Source organism: Brevundimonas sp., assembly GCF_041648115.1.
Taxonomy (GTDB): Bacteria; Pseudomonadota; Alphaproteobacteria; order Caulobacterales; family Caulobacteraceae; genus Brevundimonas.
The window spans coordinates 1-22,927 of record NZ_JBAZPR010000023.1 but is presented as its reverse complement, the minus strand read 5'-3'; the positions used below and the strand labels follow the sequence as shown (position 1 = coordinate 22,927).

At 67.4% G+C, this 22,927-nt stretch carries 19 protein-coding genes; 10 read left to right on the top strand and 9 right to left on the bottom strand.

Annotated elements, in window-relative coordinates; genetic code table 11:
* Positions 1 to 119 precede the first annotated feature (119 nt).
* Positions 120 to 854, bottom strand: a complete 735-nt coding sequence (locus tag WC597_RS16375) for a sterol desaturase family protein (RefSeq protein WP_372695051.1) — start codon at positions 852 to 854, stop codon at positions 120 to 122.
* An 80-nt stretch (positions 855 to 934) separates the two neighbouring features.
* On the opposite strand from WC597_RS16375, the gene WC597_RS16370 reads away from it, so the two are divergent.
* Complete coding sequence (locus tag WC597_RS16370) at positions 935 to 1,420, top strand: sterol desaturase family protein (protein ID WP_372695049.1); 486 nt, start codon at positions 935 to 937, stop codon at positions 1,418 to 1,420.
* Here the strand turns inward: WC597_RS16370 and fni are convergent.
* Positions 1,387 to 2,430, bottom strand: coding sequence for a type 2 isopentenyl-diphosphate Delta-isomerase (gene fni / locus WC597_RS16365; protein ID WP_372695047.1), 1,044 nt, complete (start codon positions 2,428 to 2,430; stop codon positions 1,387 to 1,389). The genes WC597_RS16370 and fni overlap by 34 nt on opposite strands.
* A gap of 111 nt (positions 2,431 to 2,541) precedes the next feature.
* Between fni and WC597_RS16360 the strand changes: the two genes are divergently transcribed.
* The 3 genes from WC597_RS16360 to WC597_RS16350 are packed head-to-tail and all read left to right on the top strand — an operon-like array spanning position 2,542 to position 5,409.
* Positions 2,542 to 3,438, top strand: a complete 897-nt coding sequence (locus WC597_RS16360; protein ID WP_372695045.1) for a polyprenyl synthetase family protein — start codon at positions 2,542 to 2,544, stop codon at positions 3,436 to 3,438.
* Entirely contained in the window at positions 3,428 to 4,345 is a 918-nt protein-coding gene (locus tag WC597_RS16355; protein WP_372695043.1) for an ABC transporter ATP-binding protein, read from the top strand. The genes WC597_RS16360 and WC597_RS16355 overlap by 11 nt, the downstream gene beginning before the upstream one ends.
* The gene (locus WC597_RS16350) at positions 4,342 to 5,409 is read left to right on the top strand and encodes an ABC transporter permease (RefSeq protein ID WP_372695041.1); all 1,068 of its coding nucleotides are present in this window, start codon (positions 4,342 to 4,344) and stop codon (positions 5,407 to 5,409) included. Before WC597_RS16355 ends, WC597_RS16350 begins: the two co-directional genes overlap by 4 nt.
* Before the next feature lie 4 nt (positions 5,410 to 5,413).
* On the opposite strand, the gene WC597_RS16345 is transcribed toward WC597_RS16350, so the two are convergent.
* From WC597_RS16345 to crtY, 3 genes are read right to left on the bottom strand one after another with little or no spacing between them, the layout of a single operon-like run.
* Positions 5,414 to 6,346: a phytoene/squalene synthase family protein gene (locus WC597_RS16345; protein WP_372695039.1), complete on the bottom strand. Its 933-nt coding sequence runs from the start codon at positions 6,344 to 6,346 to the stop codon at positions 5,414 to 5,416.
* Positions 6,343 to 7,824, bottom strand: coding sequence for a phytoene desaturase (locus tag WC597_RS16340; protein WP_372695037.1), 1,482 nt, complete (start codon positions 7,822 to 7,824; stop codon positions 6,343 to 6,345). The genes WC597_RS16345 and WC597_RS16340 overlap by 4 nt, the downstream gene beginning before the upstream one ends.
* Positions 7,824 to 8,990, bottom strand: coding sequence for a lycopene beta-cyclase CrtY (crtY, locus tag WC597_RS16335; RefSeq protein ID WP_372695035.1), 1,167 nt, complete (start codon positions 8,988 to 8,990; stop codon positions 7,824 to 7,826). Before crtY ends, WC597_RS16340 begins: the two co-directional genes overlap by 1 nt.
* 79 nt (positions 8,991 to 9,069) lie before the next feature.
* Between crtY and WC597_RS16330 the strand changes: the two genes are divergently transcribed.
* On the top strand, positions 9,070 to 9,807 hold the full coding sequence (locus tag WC597_RS16330; RefSeq protein ID WP_372695033.1) for a fatty acid desaturase: 738 nt from the start codon (positions 9,070 to 9,072) through the stop codon (positions 9,805 to 9,807).
* Positions 9,808 to 9,838: 31 nt separating this feature from the next.
* Here WC597_RS16330 and WC597_RS16325 read toward each other — a convergent pair whose 3' ends face one another.
* The 3 genes from WC597_RS16325 to WC597_RS16315 are packed head-to-tail and all read right to left on the bottom strand — an operon-like array spanning position 9,839 to position 13,007.
* A complete protein-coding gene (locus WC597_RS16325; RefSeq protein WP_372695031.1) occupies positions 9,839 to 11,176 on the bottom strand; it encodes a sigma-54-dependent transcriptional regulator in 1,338 nt (445 codons plus the stop codon).
* The gene (locus WC597_RS16320; RefSeq protein ID WP_372695029.1) at positions 11,173 to 11,808 is read right to left on the bottom strand and encodes a sensor histidine kinase; all 636 of its coding nucleotides are present in this window, start codon (positions 11,806 to 11,808) and stop codon (positions 11,173 to 11,175) included. Before WC597_RS16320 ends, WC597_RS16325 begins: the two co-directional genes overlap by 4 nt.
* A complete protein-coding gene (locus WC597_RS16315; protein WP_372695027.1) occupies positions 11,748 to 13,007 on the bottom strand; it encodes a cache domain-containing protein in 1,260 nt (419 codons plus the stop codon). Before WC597_RS16315 ends, WC597_RS16320 begins: the two co-directional genes overlap by 61 nt.
* 178 nt (positions 13,008 to 13,185) lie before the next feature.
* Here WC597_RS16315 and WC597_RS16310 point away from each other — a divergent pair, with 178 nt between their 5' ends.
* From WC597_RS16310 to WC597_RS16295, 4 genes are all read left to right on the top strand, one after another.
* Complete coding sequence (locus tag WC597_RS16310; RefSeq protein WP_372695025.1) at positions 13,186 to 14,547, top strand: dicarboxylate/amino acid:cation symporter; 1,362 nt, start codon at positions 13,186 to 13,188, stop codon at positions 14,545 to 14,547.
* 133 nt (positions 14,548 to 14,680) lie between these two features.
* Complete coding sequence (locus tag WC597_RS16305; RefSeq protein ID WP_372695023.1) at positions 14,681 to 16,075, top strand: OprO/OprP family phosphate-selective porin; 1,395 nt, start codon at positions 14,681 to 14,683, stop codon at positions 16,073 to 16,075.
* Positions 16,076 to 16,149: 74 nt separating this feature from the next.
* Positions 16,150 to 18,081, top strand: a complete 1,932-nt coding sequence (locus WC597_RS16300; RefSeq protein WP_372695021.1) for a methyl-accepting chemotaxis protein — start codon at positions 16,150 to 16,152, stop codon at positions 18,079 to 18,081.
* Positions 18,082 to 18,862: 781 nt separating this feature from the next.
* Positions 18,863 to 19,729 carry a Ku protein gene (locus WC597_RS16295; RefSeq protein ID WP_372695019.1) on the top strand — a complete coding sequence of 289 codons (867 nt, stop codon included), beginning with the start codon at positions 18,863 to 18,865 and terminating at the stop codon, positions 19,727 to 19,729.
* Here the strand turns inward: WC597_RS16295 and ligD are convergent, their stop codons facing one another.
* Entirely contained in the window at positions 19,730 to 22,303 is a 2,574-nt protein-coding gene (gene ligD / locus WC597_RS16290; RefSeq protein ID WP_372695017.1) for a DNA ligase D, read from the bottom strand. It lies immediately after the preceding gene.
* Between the two features lie 75 nt (positions 22,304 to 22,378).
* Between ligD and WC597_RS16285 the strand changes: the two genes are divergently transcribed.
* A complete protein-coding gene (locus WC597_RS16285; protein ID WP_372695015.1) occupies positions 22,379 to 22,849 on the top strand; it encodes a hypothetical protein in 471 nt (156 codons plus the stop codon).
* Positions 22,850 to 22,927 lie beyond the last annotated feature (78 nt).

Sequence of the window (22,927 nt, the reverse complement as noted above, 5' to 3'; positions counted from 1 at the left end):
CGATCCCACTGCGCATCGTCGAGTTCGTAACGCTTCACACCCATCAAAGACCTCCGCCAACACGGAGACCTATGAATCACGCATCAGGACGCTCGGGAATCACTGAATGTCGATTGGGCCTAGGCGCGTTCTCGACGGCCCGGCTTGGTCGACACCTCGGTCGAGGCCCAGCGGTCCCACATCTGGAAATAGAGGCCGTAATTGCCGTTGAATCGCTTGTGATGGGCGTCGTGGTGGGTCGCGGTGATCAGCCAGCTTAGCGGCGCGCGCCTCAGCCAGGACGCGGGCCAGACCTCGCGGCCGGCGTGGTTCAACACGGCCGTGGCGGTCATCAGGGTCAGCAGCGCCAAGGCCATGCCCCAATGGATCGGCACGAACAGCGCCAGGGCAGGCATGAACCAGGCGGTGGCGACGGCCTCGGCCGGGTCGAAAGCGAAGGAGGCGAAGGCGCTGGGGTCGCGCGACCGATGATGTTCGGCATGGGCCCACGGGAAGATGCGCGGGTGATGCAGCCCCCGGTGGACCCAATAATAAAAGGCGTCGTGCGCCAGCATATAGACGACGAAGCTGACCGGCAGCCACCACAGCGGCAAGGCGTGAACATCGCCATAGATCGCCGTCCCGCCCCGCTTCCAAAGCTCCAGCACCAGGGCGGCCGGCAAGGCGTAGATCGGGCAGGAGATCAGCGAGGCGATAACTTCGGCGCGGATGCGTTTCGCGGACGGCGCCTTGTGGTTCAGCTGACGCCCCCGCCCCGACCCCGCCCACAGCAGCCAGTGGGTCAGAACGCCGACCAGCAGGTAGCGCACGCCGATGATCAGGCTGAGCGCGAGTGTGGTGACGAGCAGGTCCATCAGCATGGGCGCACAGACGGCCAAACAGACGGTCGGGTCAAGTCGTGGCGGGCGCCGTTCAAACCGCCTATGATGAGCGCATGTCTCCGTTGGTTATGATCCTGCTTTTCCTGGCCGCCTTCCTGGGGATGGAGGCGTTCGCCTGGGGCATGCATCGCTATGTCATGCACGGCCTGCTGTGGACGTGGCACCGCAGCCACCATGAACCGCACGACGACGTCCTGGAAAAGAACGACCTGTTCGCCGTGGTGTTCGCCGCGCCGGCGATCGTCCTGATCGCGCTGGGCCTGCACGTCTGGGCCTGGGCCTTGCCGATCGGCCTGGGCGTCACGGCCTATGGGATGGTCTATTTCTTCTTCCACGACGGACTGGTGCATCGGCGATTCCCGACAGGGATCGACGGGCGCTCAGGCTTCTGGACGCGGCGCATCCAGGCGCACCGCCTGCACCATGCCGTTCGGACGAAAGAAGGCTGCGTCTCGTTCGGCTTTCTGTGGGTGCGTTCGGCGCGGGCGCTGAAGGCCGAACTGTCTCACAAGCGCGGCTCTTCCAGCAACGGCGCCTGAGCCAGGGCGGCGAGGTCCGCCGATCCGGTGCAAAAACAGGCCAGCCGCAGTTGGGCCGCCATCAGATCCAGATGGTCGACCACCGCCTCGGTCGAGGTCAGCGCCGCCTCCAGCACCCCGGCCGCCTGACCTACCAGGCAAGCGCCCAGCCGAATGGCGCGCGCCGCATCCAGCCCGTCGCGGATCCCGCCCGACCCGATCAGATCCAGCTCTGGCACGGTCTGGGCGCAGTCCCTCAGGCTGCGGGCCGTCGGTACGCCCCAACCGGCGAAGGGCGCGGCCAGGGCCTCGGCCCGGCCGCCCGTCGCCCGCGCGCCCTCGATCAGGCCCCAGTTGGTCCCGCCCGCCCCCGCCACGTCGAGCGCCGCGACGCCCATGTCCGCCAGGCGACGCGCCACCACGCCCGACAAGCCGGCCCCGGTCTCCTTGACGATTACCCGGCCGGGAAAGGCGGCGGCGATCTGTTCCACGCCGCTCGCGACGCCGCGCCAGTCGCGGTCGCCCTCGGGCTGGACGCCTTCCTGCAACGGGTTCAGGTGAAGGATCAGCGCGTCGGCGCCGATCATCTCCATGGCGCGGCGCGCCTCGTCGACGCCATAGCCCAGGGCGAACTGCACGGCGCCCAGATTGGCCAGGATCATCGCATCGGGCGCCCGGCGGCGCAGGTCCAGCCCCAGGCCGGCGCCGCCGTCCGTCTCCAACGCCACCCGTTGCGACCCGACGGCCAGGACGACGCCCATGGCCTGGGCCGCCTCGGCGAGCCGCGCATTGACCGCCTCGGCCCGCGAAGGACCGCCGGTCATCGAACTGATCAGGAAGGGCAGCGCCACGTCCCGCACCAGGAACCGGGCCGAAAGGTCAATGGCGTCGTGATCCAGATCCGGCAGGGCGTCGTGGACGAACCGCACCGCCTCCAGCCCCGACGTCGTCTGGCTGACGCCGCGCCCGGCCCGAACATGGTCGATGTGCTCGTCCTTGCGCCGGATCAGGGCGTCGGCGGCGGTGGGCATCGGAAACGGCTCCTGGCGGGTTGCATCCGACGCGGTCGTGATGCCTGATGAGATCATAGAGGTTCGGATCGCCGTCGCAACGCGACGGTCAGGCGACACCAGGAGACCTGTATGGCGATCGTCGGCGCAAGGCCCCAGCCGCCTCTGGCATGCGATCCTTGCGCGCCCGACGAACTGCGCCTGCGGGTCCAGTCGCGCCTGACCGAACTGGCGCCGTCGCCCGACAGTCTGCTGTCCCTGGCGGCGCGCGAGGCCTTGCTGGGACAGGGAAAACGGGTTCGGCCAGTGCTGGCCATGCTCGCCGCAGCCCATGTGGGCGGGCGTCCCGACGATGCGCTGGATTACGGCTGTGCCCTGGAGATGGTCCATGCAGCGTCGCTGGTGCTGGATGATATGCCCTGTATGGACGATGCGGTCCTGCGGCGGGGTCAGCCGACGCTGCATCGTCGCCACGGCGAGGATGCAGCCGTGCTGGCGGCGGTGGCCCTGCTGAACCAGTCCACCCGCCTGATCCTTCAAAGCCGACTGCCGTCCGAAACGCGTGTGGCCACCCTGGACCTTTTGACGCAGGCCGTCGGTTTCGACGGTCTGGCCGAGGGGCAGATGCGCGACCTGCGCGACGACGCGCGAGAGCGGGACGCCGTGGCCCTGCGTCAGATCAACGACCTGAAGACCGGCGCCCTGTTCGTGGCGACGGTGCGCGGCGGCGGTCTGCTGGGCGGCGGCGACGCCGACGACCTGGCCCGGTTGTCGGCCTTCGGCGAGGCGGTCGGTTTCGCCTTCCAGCTTTATGACGATCTGCTCGACGCCTGTTCGACCACCAGCGCCGTCGGCAAGGACGTGGGCCAGGATCAGGACACGACCACCTTCGTCGATCTGTGGGGCGAAGGGCGCGTCCGCGCGGCGGTGCGCCAGTCCCTGTCCAGGGCGGCCGAGGCGGTCGGCCATGACAGCCCCCTGTCCCTGTATGTCCTCGATCTCTTCCGGCAGGCCGATCTTGGCATCTAGCGTCGCGCCGGCGCTGGTCCTGGACGGAATAGAGGCCGGCTATGACGGCCGGCCGGTGCTGCGGGATTTCAGCCTGACCCTGAACGCGGGCGAGGTCTATGCCCTGCTGGGCGCGAACGGCGCGGGCAAGTCCACGGTGGCGCGCGTGGCTTGCGGCCTGCTGCCCGTGCGTCGGGGACGTGTGGCGGTGGGCGACGGAACCCAGGCGCGCGCCCGCATCGGCCTGGCGCCCCAGGACAGCGCCCTGTTTCCGGCCCTGTCGCCGCGCGAGAATGTCGAGGTGACGGCGCGGCTTTGCGGGGTGGCGCGCGAAGAACGTCGCACGGCGGTGGATCGTGCTCTCGATCTGACCGGCTGCGGCCCCCGCGCGGATCAGCCGGTGCGCACCCTATCCGGCGGATGGCGACGACGCGCGAACCTGAGCGCCGCCCTGGTCGGACAGCCCCGACTGCTGATCGCGGACGAGCCGACGGAAGGGGTGGATGCGGCCACGCGCGGCGTCCTGTCCGCCGCCCTGCGCGAGACGGTGAAGGCGGGCGCCGGCTGCCTGTTGATCAGCCACGACGCGGTCTTCGTGTCCGATACGGCCGACCGGATCGGCGTGCTGGCCCAAGGTCGGCTGTTGGCGGAGGGCGCGCCGAACGCCCTGTTGCACCAGGCCTTCGGCGCGGCGCGGCTGCTCAGCGTCCGCCTGACGCGGCCAACCTCCGACGCCGCCATGCAATGGTTCACCCAGGCCGGGCTGACCCCGACAGACGACGGGCTGGAGTGGAGTCGCCTCTGCGACGACGCGCTCGCCGTGGCCCAGATGCTGGCCGCCGTGGTCGATGGCGAGGGCGGTGAAGTCGCCGTGCGGCGGCCGGGGCTGGACGATCTGGTCGCGCATCTGTCGGGTGCGTCGTCATGATGGCCGTGGCGGGCGCCTGGGCCAGGGGGTTCTGGCGCGACCGGGCCGGGGTGGTGCTGACGCTGCTGCTGCCGCCGCTGGTCTATCTGCTGTTCGCGGCCATCTTCGGCGCGGGCGCGCGGGGCGAGATCGACACCTCGGTAGTCATGCAAGATGCGGCCCGCACCCCGGCGACTGTGGCGATGCACGACGCACTGGCGCGCGACATGGGCGCCCGGCTGCGCACGGTCGAGGATGAGGGCGAGCTGGAACGCGCGGTGATCGACGGGCGCGCGGACGCCGGCATTCTGATCCGGCCCTCGACCGGACGCCCGCCCCAGATCGTGGTCCTGTCCGCCGCCGGTCGCGACGTGGCGGCGGCGGCGCTTCAGGCGCGGCTGGAACCGATGGCGGCGACCCTGTCCGGCCAGGTCGCGCCGCCCACCGCGCGCGTGGCGACGGTGCAGGTCGGCCCGACCGGCGATGTCCAGGCCGCCTATTACGCCGGTGCAGTCAGCGTCATGTTCGTCTTCTTCGCCGCCATGCACGGGGCCATGGGCGGACTGGACGAGCGGCGTTCGGGCCTGCAAGCGCGGCTGGCCCTGGCGAGGGGCGGCCTGGCGCCGATCCTGGCCGGGCGTGCGGCGTGGCTGACGGTCGTGGGGGTGATGCAGTCAGCCGCCGTCTTCGTCGCGGCCTGGACGAAACTGCCCGACCTCGCGCCATGGCAGGCGGCGGCGGCCGCAGTGACGGCGCTGTTGGTCGGGTTCTCGGCAGCGGGCCTGGCCCTGGCGCTGACGGCGGCGTGTCGATCGCGCGAGCAGGCCCAGCCGTTGACCACCTTCGTCGTTCTGCTGCTGGCGGCGCTGGGCGGGTCGATGGCGCCGCGCTTCCTGATGCCCGAGGCCTTTCGCGCCCTGGGCTGGATCACGCCGCACGCCTGGGCCATCGAGGCCTATCAGGCCGTGATCTGGCGAGCCGAATTCACGCCGGGCGTCGTCGCCGGCTGGGCGGTTCTGGCGGGCCTCGGCGCGGCGGGCCTGGGGGTCGCTTTGGTTCTCGAACGGCGGCGCGCGGCGCGCTGACCCTTCAGACGTGGGTCCACAGGGCGGGGCGCGGCGGCGGTTCACGCCAGCTGTCCAGCGTCTTGCACCACAGGGCGATCAGGCCCCCGCGACCCAGCAGCATCAGCTTACCCGTCTTGTCGACAGAGGCCCGTCCATCCCAGGCCGCCGGCCCGGCGCGCGACACATGACGGCCGATCGACCGATAAACGCCGCGCGCCGTGGCGATGGCCCAGGCCGAACGCGGATTGAGATCCCGCAGACCCCAACGCGCGGAGGCGTAGAAGGGCTCGGCCGCCGCCACCAGCCGCTGCGCTGTCTTCGCCACGGCGGCGCGGTGCTGAGGCTGATCCACCTGATCGCGCGGCACCCCCGCCTCGTCCAGCCAGGCGCCGGGCAGATAGACCCGCCCGCCCCGCGCATCCTCGACCACGTCGCGCGCGATGTTGGTCAGCTGGAACGCCAACCCCAGGTCCTGGGCGCGGCGCAGGGTGGGCGCGTCCTCGACCCCCATGATCCGGGCCATCATCACTCCGACCACGCCCGCCACGTGATAGGCATAGTCCAAGGTGTCCTCCAGCGTGTCGTAACGCCGTGCAACCACGTCCATCTCAAATCCGCGCAACAGGTCCATGGCCTCTTCGGCCGGGATGGAATGCCGATCCGCAACGCGCTGGAAGGCGGTGAAGACCGGGTCGGTTTGCGGCTCTCCGGCCAGGGCCGCCGCCGTGCGGGCGCGCAATTCGACCAGCTTTTCGCCCGCCAGCACCGGATCGATGCCGACCGCGCCGTGGCCCAGCACCTGACCGTCGATCTCGTCGTCGCAATGCCGGCACCAGGAATACAGCATCCAGGCGTCGTCGCGGATCGCCGCCGGAAACAGGCGCGCGGCGGCGGCGAAGCTCTTGGAGCCCTGCTCCATCGACTGTCGGCTGTGGTCCAGGACGGCGTCGGTCATGCCGGCTGCCTCGCGTCTTCGATCATCAGGGCGGCCGTGGCCTTGGCCGAACCGACCACGCCGGGCACGCCCGCGCCGGGATGGGTGCCGGCGCCCACGAAATACAGGTTCGGAATCTGGTCGTCGCGATTATGCACCCGGAACCAGGCGCTCTGGGTCAGGATCGGCTCCAGCGAGAAGGCCGAGCCCTGGTGCGCGTTCAACTGGTCGCGGAAATCGACGGGCGTGAAGATGCGGCAGGTGTCCAGGTCCGCCGTCAGGCCGGGGATGTAGCGTTCTTCCAGATAGGCCAGAATCCGGTCGCGATAACGCGGCCCCTCGACGTCCCAATCAATGTCGGCCGAGGCGAGGTGCGGCACGGGCGCCAAGACATAGAAGGCGTCGCAACCTTCGGGCGCCAGCGACGGATCGGTCCGCGTCGGCGCGTGCAGATACAGCGAGAAGTCGTCGGGCAGGTCCGGCCCCTTGAAGATTTCGGCGATCAGCTCGCGATAGCGTGGGCCGAACAGCACCGTGTGGTGGCGCACCTCCGGGTGAACCCGCTTCAGGCCGAAATAGATGACGAACAGCGACATGGAGTGGCGCCGCGACGCCAGCTTGGCGCCCTCCTTCTGGCCACGCGGTTCCTGGCACAGCAGGCGCTGATAGGTGTGAACCACGTCGGCGTTCGAGGCGACCATGTCGAAGGCCAGTTCCTCACCGCCTACCACAACCCCGGTCGCACGACCGCCAGCCATGGTGATCCGTTCGACCGGACTGTTCAGCCTGACTTCGCCGCCCAGGTCCTGAAGCAGGCGCACCATGGCCTGGATCAAGGCGCCGGTGCCGCCCCGCGGGAACCACACGCCCCAGCGCCGCTCCAGTGCATGGATCAGCGCATAGATCGACGAGGTCGCGAACGGATTGCCGCCGACCAGCAGGGAGTGGAAGCTGAACGCCTGGCGCAGGTGCTCGTCCTGAATGAAACTGGCGACCTTGTCATAGACCGACCGCCAAGCCTGAAGCCGCATCAGTTCGGGCGCCGCCTTGATCATGCTGGCGAAGTCCAGGAACGGCACGGCCCCCAGCTTCAGATAGCCTTCCTTCAGCAGGTCCTCGGAATAGGCCAGGAACTTGCGATAGCCCTCCTTGTCGGCCGGATTGCGCGCCACGATCTGGCGGTCCAGCTCGTCCTGATCGTTGACGTAGTCGAATACGTCGCCGTCTTCCCAGCACAGCCGATAGAAGGGCGCGACCGGCAGCAGTTCGACATAGTCCGACAGCTTGCGCCCGCTGGCCTCGAACAGCTCCTCCAGCGCCGACGGATCGGTGATGACGGTCGGACCGGCGTCGAAGGTGTAGCCCTTGTCCTTGAACACATAGGCCCGGCCGCCCGCCAGATCGCGCGCCTCGAAAACCGTGGTCTGGATGCCCGCCGACTGCAGCCGTATGGCCAGCGACAGCCCCCCGAAACCCGATCCGATCACTGCAGCCCGCATCACGCACGTCCTTTTTCGACCAGACAGGTCAGTGCGGCGCCGATCGGCACCGGGGGTTTTCCGCTGAGAATCCTCGCCTTGTCGGCGAGGGTGGATCCGGCGGCGTAGAAGCGTTCGATCAACGGCTGGGGCAGACGATAGAAACGCTCCAGCACCCTGTATCGTTCTTCGGGGCGCGCCGCGCGAAACAACATGCGATTCAGCAACCGATAAAAGCCTCGTCCGGCCCATACGTCGCCCGCATGGCGGCGGATGTCGGCGGCTAGGCTCGCGCCCTGAAAATCGCCCGCCAGACGATCGGCCAGACGCACGGCGTCGGGCAGGGAATAGCCGGTGGTGGGGTGAAACAGGCCGGCGCGAAGGCCGCTCAACGCCGTCGGCCCCATCCGCGTCAGATGGGCGGCGATGTCGCCGTCCAGCGCCACGGGCAGGACGCCGTCCTCCTCCCTCAGCACCTCGTCGATGACCCACCCCTGCTGGGCCGCATAGTCCAGCACGCCCTTGCGGAACACGTCGCGATCCAGCTCGGCGCCGTCGGTATAGCGGGTGTCTTCGATCAACAGGGTCCGGTCATCGAACGGCAGGGTGTAGACGAAGCGATAGCCTCCCGCCTGATCGACGCGGGCGTCCATGACGATGGGCGCCGTCAGGCCGTGCGGCGCCGCCAGCCGAACCTCCAGCCCGACGAATTTCTGGAACCCCAGCGCCAGGTCCGGCGTGGCGACCGGCCCTCGCCCATCGATGACCGCCTTGGCCTTCAGCCGTCGTCCGTCGGCCAGGACCGCCTCGGTCTGGGACACCGACACAACCGGCGCCCCCAGCATGATGCGGCCGGGCAAGGCCGCGCCGACCACCGCCGCGAAACGTTCGGCCGTCACGCTGCGATAGCCGGTGGAGAGGTTGCGCTCGAACTGCGGAAACCGAACCGCATAGCCGGGCCAGCGATGCACCACCAAGGAGTCGATCCAGGCCTGCTGCGCCGCCGTCAGGTCACTGTCGAAAAAGGACCAGGTGTGGACGCCGCCCAGCCTATCGGCCGCCTCGACGATGCGGACGTCAAGGTCGGGCCGAAGCTGCGACAGGCGCAGCGCCAACAGACCGTTGGCGAGGCCGCCGCCGATCAGGAGGAGGTCCGGGCCAGAAGTGTCAAAGGCGTCGGCCTGCATTCCCGACAGGTGACACGCGGCGACGCAGGCGGCAAGCGAACAGGATGCTTACGGGCGAACAGTGCGCTAGTGTCGCGCCATGTCCGCCGTCTCCCCCGCGTCCCGGATCGCCCCGAACCAGACCCTGATCGGTCTGACGCTCGCCGGGATGATCGTTACGGCTTGGCTGACCCTTCATATCTACGGCGTCTATTTCCACCGCTGGACCGCGTGGAGCCTGTTGATCGCGCCGCCGATCGTCGCGATCCAGACCTGGCTGTCCGTCGGCCTGTTCATCGTCGCGCACGACGCCATGCATGGCTCGCTGGCGCCGGGCCGGCCCCGGCTGAACGTCGCGCTCGGCAGCCTGGCTCTGGGCCTCTACGCCGGTTTCCGGTTCACGCCGCTGAAGACCGCCCACCACGCCCATCACGCCGCGCCCGGCACCGCAGACGATCCCGACTTTCACGCCGCCGCCCCTCGCACTTTTTTGCCGTGGTTCCACGGCTTCTTTCGCACCTATTTCGGCTGGCGCGAGATGGCCGTCCTGACCGTGCTCGTTCTTATCGCCGTCTTCGTCCTCGGCGCCCATGTCCCGAACCTGCTGGTCTTCTGGGCCGCCCCCGCCCTGCTCTCGGCGCTCCAGCTCTTCACCTTCGGCACCTGGCTCCCGCACCGCCAGACCGACGACGGCTTCGCCGACCACCACAACGCCCGCAGCAGCCCGTTCGGCCCCCTCCTGTCCCTGCTGACCTGCTTCCACTTCGGCCGCCACCACGAGCATCACCTCACACCGTGGGAACCCTGGTGGCGGCTGTCGCGCCGGTCGCCTTCGTAGAGAAGTAAAACCCGAGCGGGAGACGCATCGCTCAGTTCGCAAGCCGGCGGTAATCGTCCAGCTGTATCCCGTGACGCTTCACCTTGGCGTAAAAGGTCTTTCGGGGGAGATCGAGCCGGGCCATGACGGCCCTGACGTCGCCTTTGGCGGTTTTCAGCGCCTCGTCCAGGACGCGCGCCTCGAACGCCTCGACCCGCTCGCTCAGACTTCCGCTGGTCGCGACCGACGCGGCGTCCTGGCCGTCCAGCCCGATGACGAAACGTTCGGCGGCCTGGGCCAGCTCGCGGACGTTGCCGGGCCATTCTCGCATCATCAGATGGGCGTCCATCGCATCGTCGACCTGTGGCGCGACCTTCTTCTGTCGCCCCGCCGCCTGGGAAACCAGGTGGCGGAACAGCAGCGGAATATCCTCGCGCCTGTCGCGCAGGCTGGGAATGTTCAGGGTCACGACGCTGAGCCGGTAGTAGAGGTCGGATCGGAACGCGCCGCGCGTCGCGGCGCCGTCCAGATCGATCCGCGTCGTCGTCAGGAACCTCAGGCGGAAAACCTGATCGTCCTCGCCGGAGATTTGCCCGGTTTCCATCAGCTTCAACAGCTTGATCTGCAGCGCCGGCGACAGGGCCTCGACCTCTTCCAGCAACAGGGTGCCGCCGTCGGCCTCGCGCACGCGCCCCCCGATCCTGCGGCCATAGCCGGAGGTCGGCGATCGACCGAACAGTTCGGCGTCCAGCACACCCTCGGGCAGGGCCGCGCAGTTCACGACGACGAAGGGACGGGCGCGTCGGGCGCTCAACCGATGCAGTCCCCGCGCGACCGTCTCCTTGCCGACACCGTTCTCGCCCTGGATCAGAACATCCACCCCTGCGCGGGCGACCTGGGTGACGGTCTCGCGCAGGCGCACGATGCTGGGCGTCTGGCCGATCAGACCGCTGCGCCCCTCCTCCGCGTCGGCCAGCTCCACCAGGTCGGTCAGACGGCGGTTCTCCACCACCAGCATCCTCTGACGCGCCGCGCGCTGAACGGCGGGCAGCAGGCGGTCGGCGCCGAAGGGCTTGGGCAGGAAATCGAACACCCCGCGATGCAGGGCCGCGACCGCCATGTCGATGTCCCCGTGCCCCGTCATCAGAATGAACGGCAGCTCGGGATCGATGGCCGCAACCCTTTTGTGAAACTCCAGTCCGTCCAACCCCGGCATTCGGATGTCGGACAGGACGACGTGCGGCGACGCCGTCTCCAGCCGTGTCAGCGCCTCGTCGGCGGAACTCACGCCCGTGGCGGCGTATCCCGCGAGCACCAGCGTCTCGACCTGGGCCTCGCGCAGATCGTCGTCGTCATCGACGACCAGAACCAGAACGCCATCCGGGGTCATGCGGGGTTCCTCTTGAGCCGAACCTCGAAGCGCGCGCCCCGCCGTCCGGGCGACGCCACCACCAGACTGCCGCCGAACGCCTCGACGATATCGCGCGAGATCACCAAGCCCAGCCCCAGACCGTTCGGCTTGGTGGTCGAAAAGGGCGTGAACAGGGTGCGCAGCGTCGTCTTGGACAGGCCGGGCCCATTGTCCGTCACGGCGATGATGACCAGATCGTCGGTCGTCGAGACATCCAGGCCGATCCGTGCGTCGGCCTGATCTCCCAAGGCCTCGAAGGCGTTCTGCAGCAGATTGACGAGCACCTGCTCCAATCGAATGCGATCTCCCTGGGCCGACACCTGGGCCTGGCCCGTCCGTTCGACCGCCACGCCTTCGTCGCGCATGCGGCTGCTGACCAGCAGGAGTGCGCCCTCGACGGCTTCGTCGACGACGATGGTCGTCGTGCGCGGCGGCGTCTTGCGCGCGAACCCCCTTAAGTCTTCGACGATCGAGCCGATCCGTTCCGTCAGCCCCTGAATACGCGTCAGCTTGGCCTGCGCCTCGTCCGGCTGCTCGCGCGACAACAGGGTCAGGGCGTTGTCGGCATTGGCCCGGATCGCCGCCACCGGCTGATTGATCTCATGCGCCACCCCGGCGACGATCTGGCCCAGATGGGCCAGCCGGTTGGCCTGACAAGATCGGCCTGCAGCGTTCTGAGGCGGGCCTCGGTGCGTTTGCGGTCTTCGATCTGGTTTCTCAACTGCACATTGGCCGACGTCAGCGCGGTCGTGCGTTCCTCGACGCGATGCTCCAGCTCCCGGCGCACCTCGGCCTCCTGGCGCTCCCCGTCAAGCCGGCGCAGATGGGCCCGCCAAATCCACGCCAAGACGACCATCGCAAGCGAGCCGGCCAGACCCGCCGTCCAGCGCACAGGCCCCGCCGCACGGTCGGCGTCGGCGATGGGGATCAGAAGCAGCATCGTCCAGTCCTCCATCGGCAAGGCGCGCCTCAGCGGGACGAAGACCTGTCCCCCCATCTGGATTCGACCGTCGGCCGCCGCCACGATCGGGGGATCGAGCGGGATCAGCGGGGCGTCGCCGAACTGACGGCTGTCGTGCAGCGCCTTCGCCCTGCCCGGCTCCAGCGGCGCCAGGGTCCGAAAACGCCGCGCGGGATCCGACGCCAGCAGGATCACCCCGTCGCGGTTCGCGACCAGGGCCTGTTCGGCCTGCCGACGCCAGGCCGCCTCGACCCGATCGAACTCGACCTTGACCACGATCACCCCTGCGCTGTCGCGGTTAGGGCCGATCCGCCGCGATAGATAGAGGCCGGGCCTTCCGCTTCTGGAGCCCAGGGCGAAATACTCGTCCGACCCCGCCTGCATCGCGGCCCTGAAATAGGGGCGATAGGCATAGTCGGCGCCCACGAAGCTGACCGGCGTGCGGTAGTTGTTGGCGGCGATGGCCTTGCCCTGGCGGTCCAGCAGATAGATGGCGGCGGCGCCGGTCTGGACGGCCAGCATGTCCAGTCGAGCGTTGACCCTGTCCAGCGTGGCCTGATCGGGACTTTTCAGCGCCTGCAAGATGAGGTCTTCGCTGGCGAGCACGACGGGCGTCGCGCGATGGCGATCCAGCTCGCTGGCCAGCAGGGCCTGATCCAGCATCAGGGTCGCCTCGGCCTGACGGACGATGTCCTGCGCCGCATTCCGTCGCGCCGCATCGCCGGCGACGATGATGGCGATCAGGATCAGCAGGCCGGCGACGACGAAGACGCCGATGCCCGCGACGCCGACGAGGTCACGTCCCGGAGCGGCTTTCGACCCAGCCTGATTTTGTGCTGATTTCGACACAACTCAACCTGAGCCGGTTTCGTTTTCAGCACAAGCCGAACCTTCGCGTACAAAGCAAGTGTTTGTGCTGAAACAGATTTCCTTGTCACGCCGCCAGGCAAAATTGCGTTTTGGCCTTCGGCGCCGTCACCGCATCCTGATCGCTGAACGTCCCCGAGAGGACGATTGGGAGGTCACCATGATTATTTCACCGACGATCGCCGACGACGGCTCCGCCAAGCGCAAGCCCTTCTACCGGCATCTCTATTTCCAGGTTCTGCTGGCGATCCTCGCTGGCGGCCTGATCGGGCATTTCTGGCCGGCCTTCGGCGAAAGCCTTAAGCCGCTGGGCGACGCCTTCATCAAACTGGTGAAGATGATCATCGCCCCGGTGATCTTCCTGACCATCGTCACCGGCATCGCCGGGATGCGCGACATCGGCCGCGTCGGTCGCGTCGCCGCAAAGGCCTTCGCCTACTTCCTGACCTTCTCCACCCTGGCCCTGATCATCGGCATGATCGTGGCCAATCTGGTCCAGCCGGGTCACGGTCTGAACATCGACCCCGCCAGCCTGGATGCGAGCGCGGTCACCAAATATTCCGACCAGGCGCATGAGACGACCATCGTCGGCTTCCTGACCGGCATCATCCCCGACACCTTCGTCAGCGCCTTCTCAGAGGGCAATATCCTTCAGGTGCTGTTCATCTCGGTCCTGTTCGGCCTGGCCCTGGCCATGATCGGCGACACGGGCAAGCCCGTCCTGAACTTCCTGGAATCGATCAGCACGGCCTTCTTCAAACTGGTCGCCATCCTGATGAAGGCCGCGCCCATCGGCGCCTTCGGGGCCTTCGCCTTCACCATCGGCAAATACGGCATCGGCTCCATCGCCAATCTGGCCGCCCTGGTCGCCACCTTCTATGCGACCGCCGCCATCTTCGTGGTCGGGGTTCTGGGCCTGGTCGGTTGGGCCAACGGCTTCAATATTCTGAAGCTGATCCGCTATCTGAAGGAAGAACTGCTGCTGGTCCTGGGCACCTCCTCGTCCGAGGCCGCCCTGCCCAGCCTGCTGCAGAAGATGGAGCGTGCAGGCGCGTCCAAGTCTGTGGTCGGCTTGGTCGTTCCCACGGGTTATTCGTTCAATCTGGACGGCACCAACATCTATATGACGATGGCCGCCCTGTTCATCGCCCAGGCGTTGAACATCGACCTCAGCCTGCAGGACCAGATCATCCTGCTGCTGGTCGCCATGCTCAGCTCCAAGGGCGCGGCCGGCATCACCGGCGCCGGCTTCATCACCCTGGCCGCCACCCTGTCGGTCGTGCCTGCCGTGCCGGTCGCGGGCATGGCGCTGATCCTCGGCATCGACCGCTTCATGAGTGAGTGCCGCGCCCTGACCAACTTCATCGGCAATGCGGTGGCCACCATCGTCGTCGCCCGCTGGGAAGGCGAGCTGGATCGCGACGCGCTGAAGGCGGCGCTGGACGGTCCGTCGCGCCCCGTCGCGGCCCTGCCGGACCCGGCCGCCGGTCCCGGCGACAAGGAAGTGGTCGCCGCCGACTGATAGCTCTCCAAACAGGCGCCGTTGCTGTCAGCACGGCGCCTGTCCTGCATCTGGATGGCCCCGCCAAGCATACGCAGTTTTCCGTAGCCAAGCTTGGGCGCTCCTTAACAATCACCGTTTAGAGACATCGTTCATGACCTTGCTTCGCTCCCTCGCAGCGGGCGTCGGCCTCGCCGCGCTCGCCACTTCGGCCCTCGCCCAATCGGCGCCGTCCGCAGAAGAAATCGCCATCCTGCGCGCCCAGGTGCAGGCCCTGTCCGCCCGTCTCGAACAGCTTGAGGCCCAGTCGCGCAATGCCGCTCAGGCTTCGCCCGTCGTCGCCGGAACCCCGGCCGCGATCGCCGCGCCCGCGCCGCGCCCGGTCCAGACCGCCGCCGCGACGACCGCCCCGGCGCCGGTCGATTGGGCCACGGGTCTGCCTGAATGGCGCAGCCCCGACGGCGCCTTCACCTTCAAGCCGCGCATTCGCGTCACGGCCGACCTGTCCACGACCTTCGGCTCGGAGTTCGCCAATCGTGACCTGACCACGACCGAACTGCGGGGCCTGCGCCTCGGCGGTCAGGGCAGGATCGCCGGCGGGTTCAGCTACTGGATCGAAGGCGACATCGCCGACAACTCGGTCAGCGTCGCCAACGCCTTCATCGCCTATAGCCGCAAGCTGGGTGGCCGCGACCTGGAGATTTCGGCCGGTCAACGGCTGAATGATCGCGGCGTCGAAGGCGGCACCGCCGAAGATCAGACGCCCTTCCTGGAACGCAGCCTCATGGCCTCCACCTTGGGCCCCGAACGCGGCGCCTATGGCGTCGGGGTGGCCGGCAAGCTGACGGGAAGCGTCTGGCACGCCTCGCTGTCGGTGACCGGCGACGCTATCAGCGACGGCACGACCAACGATACGGTCGCCCTGATGGGCCGCACCCACTGGTCGCCGCTCAAGACCGAGGCCGGCTTCCTGCATCTCGGCGGGTGGGGCTTTGTGGAAGATCTGACGCCCGTCACGACCCTGCCGTCGCGCAATCTGGTCGTCTCGTCTCGCGCCAACGACAATCTGCGTCTGTCGTCCGGAACCTACGCCAATCCCAAGGCCAGCAGCGGTTTCGGTCTTGAGTTTGGCGGCGTGCATCGGTCGTTCTGGGCCATGGCCGAGGGCGGCAAGCGCGTCGTCGAGACCGCAGCTCGCGACTTCGACCAGGACGCCTACAGCCTTTCCGCCGGCTTCTTCATCACCGGCGAAACGCCGCCTCTGTCCGCCCGCACCGGCACCTGGACGCGTCCCAAGGTTCTGAACCCGCTCGGCGCCGACGGTTACGGTGCTCTTGAAGTCGTCGGCCGCTACGACACCGCCGATTTCAGCGACAGCCTGACCGGCGGCGAGGGCGACACCTGGCTACTGGGCGTCAACTGGTATCCGACGAACAACACCCGCGTTTCCGCCCACTGGACCGCGTGGTCGATCGACAACCGCACCGGCGCCTTCACCGGCGACGACAGCGGCAACACCGCCAACCTCCGCATGCAGACCGCTTTCTGACGTCTCCCCAACGGAACGGCTCGCCGTTCCATGCTCCCCAACCGGCACTCCCCGAGCGGTGCCAAGAGGATCACATGAACCCCAAGAACATCCCGATGCAGCGCAAGTTGGCGATCGCGTTCGCCCTTCTGCTGGCGGTCGCCGCCGCCATGATCGGCGCGGTCTTCTTCCAACTGTCCGCGATGAAGACGGCGGCGCAGCTCAACGCCGAAAGCAAGGTCATCATCGACCACACCCATGTGGCCGAGAAGGGCGTGATCCGCCTGAACTCACAGATGCGGGGCGTGCTTCTGACCGCCAATCCCGACTATCTGGACGTCTACAAGACGGGCTGGGAACAGTTCGAACAGTCGGTCACCGCTCTGAACGCCGCCGATCTGTCCACGGAAGAGCGTGCCCTGGTCAAGAAGGCCCAGGACGACGCCGCCGCCTGGCGCACCGAGTTCGGCACACCGCTGACCCAGGCGGCGCTTGATCCCGCCCGCATCGACGCCGCCCGCCGGCTGGTGATCGATTCAGGCGACAAGGTGCGCGTCACCCACATCACCAAGTCGATCACTCAGGTTCGCGACCTGGAAATGGAGCGCATGAACCTGCGTGACGCCCAGCAGGCGTCGGCCATCACCGCCTCCTTCATCGCCTTGGCCGTTGGCGGCCTGATCCTGGTCGCCGCGGCCGTCTTCCTGGGCGTGCAACTCTCGATCCTGATGGTCGCGCCGGTGCGGCGCATGACCGGCGCCATGTCGATCATGGCCGGCGGCAAGCTGGACGTCGCCATCCCCGACACCGACCGCAAGGACGAAGTCGGCGCCATGGCCCAGGCCATGCAGGTCTTCCGCGACAACGGCCTGCGCGCCAAGGCGCTGGAGGTCGAAACGGAATCGATGCGCGACCAGTCCGAAGTCGAACGCCGCCGCCGTGAAGCCATGGCTCAACAGGAAGCCGCCGAGAACGCCGTCGTCATCGAAAGTCTGGGCAAGGGTCTGTCGGCCCTGGCCGAAGGCGACTTGATCTATCGCATCGACGCGCCCTTCCCGGACCGCAGCGAAATCCTGAAGGCCGACTTCAACCGCTCCATCTCCCGTCTGGAAGAAACCGTCACGGGCGTCCTGGGTTCGGTGCACGGCATCGATTCCGGCGCCGGCGAGATCAGCCAGGCGTCGGAAGATCTATCGCGTCGCACCGAACAGCAGGCCGCCGCGCTGGAAGAAACCGCCGCCGCGCTCGACCAGATCACCGTCACGGTGAAGAAGACCGCCGAGGCCGCAAACCAGGCCGCCAACGTCACCAGCGGCGCCCGCAAGAGCGCCGAGGCCTCGGGCGAAGTCGTCATGAACGCCGTCGACGCCATGCAGAAGATCGAGGGCGGTTCGCGCCAGATCAGCCAGATCGTCGGCGTCATCGACGAGATCGCCTTCCAGACCAATCTGTTGGCCCTGAACGCCGGCGTCGAGGCGGCGCGGGCCGGTGAATCCGGTCGCGGCTTCGCCGTCGTGGCCTCCGAAGTGCGCGCCCTGGCCCAGCGTTCGGCCGAGGCGGCCAAGGAGATCAAGACCCTGATTTCCAAGTCCGGATCGGAAGTCGAGAACGGCGTGCGCCTCGTCAGCCAGGCCGGTTCGGCCCTGCAGGCCATCGCCTCGCAGGTCGACGACATCAGCGCCCTGGTCGTCGAGATCGCCGCTTCCGCCAAGGAACAGGCAACCGGCCTTCAGGAAATCAACGTCGCCGTGAACCAGATGGATCAGGTGACCCAGCAGAACGCCGCCATGGTCGAACAGGCCACGGCCGCCAGCACCGCCCTGCGTCAGGAAACCGCCGAACTGTCGTCCGAAGTCGCCTTCTTCCAAGTCTCGGCCGGACGCGGCGCCGCGCGCAAGGCGCCGGCTCCAACCCCCGCCCGCCCCGCCTCGCGCCCCGCGCCCCGTGCCGAGCAGCGCGTGATCAAGGTCGCCGGCGGCCGAGACATCGCGGTCGGATCGAACAGCGACGGCTGGGAGGAGTTCTGACGTCGGCGACAGCGAAAGTGTGACCACTCAACAAGAATGAACGGACAGTGATCGACGAACGGGTTGATGCAATCTAACGTCTTCCGTCCTCCTCCTCCTCCTCCATTTTAGATTCTGTTGGGAGGCACACTGTTTTACGGCCACCCTTATTTTTGGTCCTAGAGAACATCGCGAACATGCGGGTCTCAAAGTGAGGGTCGGGCTGGCGCGATGCGCTTCTCGGGCAACTGGCCTAGGTTCGTGAGGTACGTAACCAGTCGTCCGGTTTCAGCATCGCCAAGGTTCTCAAGGGTTTGAGTTCGCACTCACTTGCGACATCCGATTTGCCTCACGCAAAAGGGCGAAGTTTGCCCTGACCGAGGTTGGATCGTCGATGCCGGCGGCGGCGGTGTCGAATCGTTATCCGCCCTTGTGGAACGATCGCGCGCGCCGGAAATCCTCGCAGCGCCGACGATTCGACGCTGAGGTTGGCGCGCCCTACGGCTTATGAATCAGTCGATCCCGGAGCCAAACTCAACGCCACGTTGCCGCCTTCGCTTATCGCATTGCGTGCTACGAGCAGTGCGGTAGACCTGATTTGATTGAGCGGAGGGCGTTTTCATACCCACAGCCTCAGTCACTTACCGTCCTTCGGCTATCAAGAGATAGCTGTCCATTGTTGACGTAGCGCCAGCGTGTGAATGCCCGCTTCAAGCGCTCCCATGGGGCCGCGAGGATCACCGTCGCCTTACCGGCGAACGCAAACGGCCTTGACGCATTTCTTCGGCAAGGGAGAAACATCATGGCCGCTCGCCCGATCTGGCAAGGACATCTGAAGCTGTCGCTGGTCACCTGTCCGGTGGCCCTCTACACCGCGACGACCAGCACGAACGACGTGCGGTTTCATCTGATCAATCCCGACACCAACAACCGCATCCGCATGGTGCCGACCGATCCCGACACCGGCCCGGTCGAGCGGAGCGACCTGGTGCGCGGCTATGAGGTGTCCAAGGACGAATACGTCCTGTTCGACGACGCCGATTTCGACAAGGTGAAGCTGGAAAGCACCAAGACCATCTCCATCGACAAGTTCGTCGACGAGGCGGACATCGACCGTCTGTACTGGGACGATCCCTTCTTCGTAGTCCCGGAAAAGGGCGCGGGCGTCGAGGCCTTCGCCGTCATCCGAGACGCCATGGCTAAACAGGGCAAGGTCGCCCTGGGCCAACTGGTCCTGCGCGGCAAGGAACGTCAGCTGGCGCTGGAGGTACGCGGCAAGGGCCTGATCGCCTACACCCTGCGCGCCCATGACGAGGTCCGCGACTCCGACGACTATTTCGACGATATCCCGACCGTGAAGGCCGACCCCGACATGGTCGAGATCGCCGCCCGTATCATCGGCCAGAAGGAGGCGGACTTTGACCCCTCCGACTTCAAGGACGGCTACGACGACGCCCTGCGCGCCATGATCAAGACCAAGTCCAAGGGCGGCAAGGGCGTGGTCGATGTCGCCGAACCGGACGACACCAACGTCATCGACCTGATGGCCGCGTTGCGAAACAGCCTGAAGGGTTCGGCGACGGGCGCGAAGAAACCGGCCGCCAAGAAGGCGCCGGCGAAGAAGGCTGCATCGAAGAAGCCGGCGGCGAAGAAGAAGGCCGCCGCCTGACTATTTCGAACTGACCCCCATCGCTTTCAACGCCGGTTTTAAACTGACCGCCGATGCGCGGAAATCGGCCCAGGGATCGGGCTTCTTGAGCAGCGCCTCATAGGTCCACAGACTGAACGCCGCCGGGTCCAGCCCCGCCCTCACCTGCCCCCAGGACAGCGGATACGCTATCCCCGCCCCCGGCCGCGCGCGCGGCGACCAGGGCGCGACCGCCGTCGCCATTCGCCCGTTGCGCAGATAGTCGATGAAGATCTTGCCGCCCCGCGCCTTCTTGGCCAGGGTCGTGGTGAACCGGTCCGGCGCCTCGGCGCGGATGGCTTCGGCTGCCGCCTTGGCGAAGGCCTTGTTCTGATCCCAGGTCACGCGCGATCGGGCGTCCGTCTTGATGGGGACGACGACATGCAGCCCCTTGCCCCCGGTCGTCTTGACGAAGGCCAAAAGGCCCAGCGTCTCCAACCGGGCCTTGACCACCTTGGACGCGGCGATGACATCTGCAAAGTTCAGCCCCTCGTCTGGATCAAGGTCGAAGGTGATCTGATCGGGTATTTCCGGCTGGCCTGGCGCGCAGCCCCACGGGTGCAGCTCCAGCCCGCCCGACTGGGCGATGGCGACCAGGCCGCCCGCATCGACGGCGGCGACGTAAGGGGTGCGCGCCTTGACGTCGATCAGCTTCAGCCGCGGGTTCGACCCCGCCATGGCGTGCCGCTGGAAGAAGGTCTCGCCGCCGACCCCCTCGGGCGCGCGAATGATCGAGGTCGGCCGGTCCGCCACATGGGGCAGGATCCGCTCGGCCGCCGCCTCGTAATAGCGCGCCAGATCCGCCTTGGTGATCGCCGGCCGGTCGCCGACGGCGGGCCATAGCACCTTGTCGGGACTGGAGATAGTCACGCCCGCCACGACCACCTTGCCGGGCTTTCCGGCCGCCCGCACCGTCGTGGTCGCCTTCGTGTCGGCTTCGCCCATCTCCGTCGGCGGTTGCGGCGCCTGCGTCACCTCGGCGGCCGTCTTGTCCTCGCGCAACCCCTTGAAGGCCGCCTGCCTCAGCGAGCCCGCCTCGGTATATCCGCCATGCTCAACCTCGGCGACCAGCACCGGCTTGACCCAGTGGATATCCTTGGCCGCCTTGGGCGCGCCCGCCCCGACAAAGGGCGACTTGTCCGCCGCCACGCCCTTCAGCGCCGGGACCAGCGTCTTCGTCACCGCCTCGCCATAGCCGGTCCCGACCCGCCCGAGATAGCGCAGGCCGCCCTTTTCCTTCACGCCGACCAACAGAGATCGAAACCGCGTGCCGCCCTCGGACGACCAGCCGCCGATCACCACCTCGTCGCGCCCCCGGCATTTGGACTTCAGCCAGGTCGACGAGCGCCCGGCATGGTAGGGGGCGTCCAGCTTCTTGGAGATCACCCCTTCCAAATCCATCCGACAGGCGCTCTCCAGCACTGCCTGGCCGGTCGAGGCGAAATGCTCGACGTAGCGCAGCCGCCCGGCACCCGCCTTTCCGATCCGGTCCACATAGGCCTGCAGCCGCGCCTTGCGATGCGACAGCGCCAGCTTGCGCAGATCCTCCGCCCCCTCGAACAGCAGGTCGAAGGCGAAATAGACCAGCCCCCCCGTCTTCTCATCCGAGATCGCGGCCTGCAACGCCCCGAAGTCCGGCATGTGATCGTCGTCCAGCGCGCACAGCTCCCCGTCGATCACCGCATCGGGCCAGGTCGCGGCGTCCGCCGCCAGGTCGGGGAACCGGTCGCTCCAGTCCAGACCCTTGCGCGTCCGCAAGACCGCCCGACCGCCGCCCACGCCGATCTGGATGCGGTATCCGTCGAACTTGATCTCGTGCGCCCACCCGGTGCCGCCCGGCGGATGGTCGGTCACCTTGCACAGCTGGATAGGAACGAAGGCCGGCGGTTTCTTCGCCTTCTCGGCGGCCTTGGACGGCTTGGGCTTGGCCGGCCCTTTGCGCCCCGTCGGCTTGGACGCCGTCCATGCCTTGGTCCCATCCGCGATCTCGGCCAGCGACCGTCCCGTTGTCACCGAGGCGTCGATCTCGGCCAGCGCATCTCCCTCGCCCGCCACCGCGAAGTCGTCCTTCTCCTTCAGCAACAGCCAGTTGTTGCGCTTTGACGGCTTGCCCCGGTCGCTCTTCAACCGGATCAGCGCCCATTTGCCCTTTAGCCGCTCGCCGTGAAGGATCATCTTGATCTGGCCCTTGGCCCAGGCCGCCTCCAGGTCCGGCTCCTGCGGCTCCCAGGTCCCGACGTCCCACATCTGAACCGTGCCGGCGCCATAGTTGCCGTCGGGAATCGTGCCCTCAAACGACCCGTAATCCAGCGGATGGTCTTCGACCTCGACCGCCAGCCGCTTGACCGCCGTGTCGCGCGACGGCGCCTTGGTCACGGCCCAGGATTTCAGCACCCCGTCCGCCTCGATGCGGAAATCGTAATGCAGCCGCGTCGCCGCATGACGCTGGATCAGATAGCGAAAGCCGCTCTTGGCACGGCCGCCCTTGGTGCCCTTCGGCTCGGGCGTTTCGCCGAACCGCCGCTTGGCCTGATAGGTCTTCAGTTCACCGCGCATACGGGCGTAATCCGCCTCGCGCCAAAGCGTTGCGGCTCGAATGAATTGCCGCCACTTACTAAGCGGAAAACTGACTTGCGGGCTTTGTGGCGGCCCGATGATCCGAAGCGGCCCGACCAACGCTTCATGTGCTCATGGCGGCGAGAACGCGGAAAACTGGCGTGCACGAACGGCCGTGGGATCAACAGCGCCGAGATCGAGGCGCGGGTTCTGGCTGCGATCAAGACGCGTCTTCTTGCGCCGGAACGCGTGGCGCTGGCCGTCGAGGAGGCGAGACTCGGAGCGCAGCATGACGCGCGTACGATTACCCAGGCTCGATCAAAACTGGAGAGTGAGCTTGCGGAAGTGAAGCGCCGCGCCGAGCGCTTGGTAGACCAGATCCCCGACGGCGTCCTGAGCGGAGCCGCAATTAAGGATCGTCTGGACGCGCTGGAAGAGCGAAGGAGCCAGATTGAAGGAGAGCTGGCTCAAGCGCAGGTGGCGCCAGTCGTCGCCCTTGACGTGACCCCCGTTTCTCATCCAGCCATAACGAGAGTCCTTTGGTGATCTGAACTGGGGTTGGTGGGGTTGGCAAGAGGCCGGTCAGCGCAGCCTTCAACCAGCGCAGCGGACCGGCCGATTTTT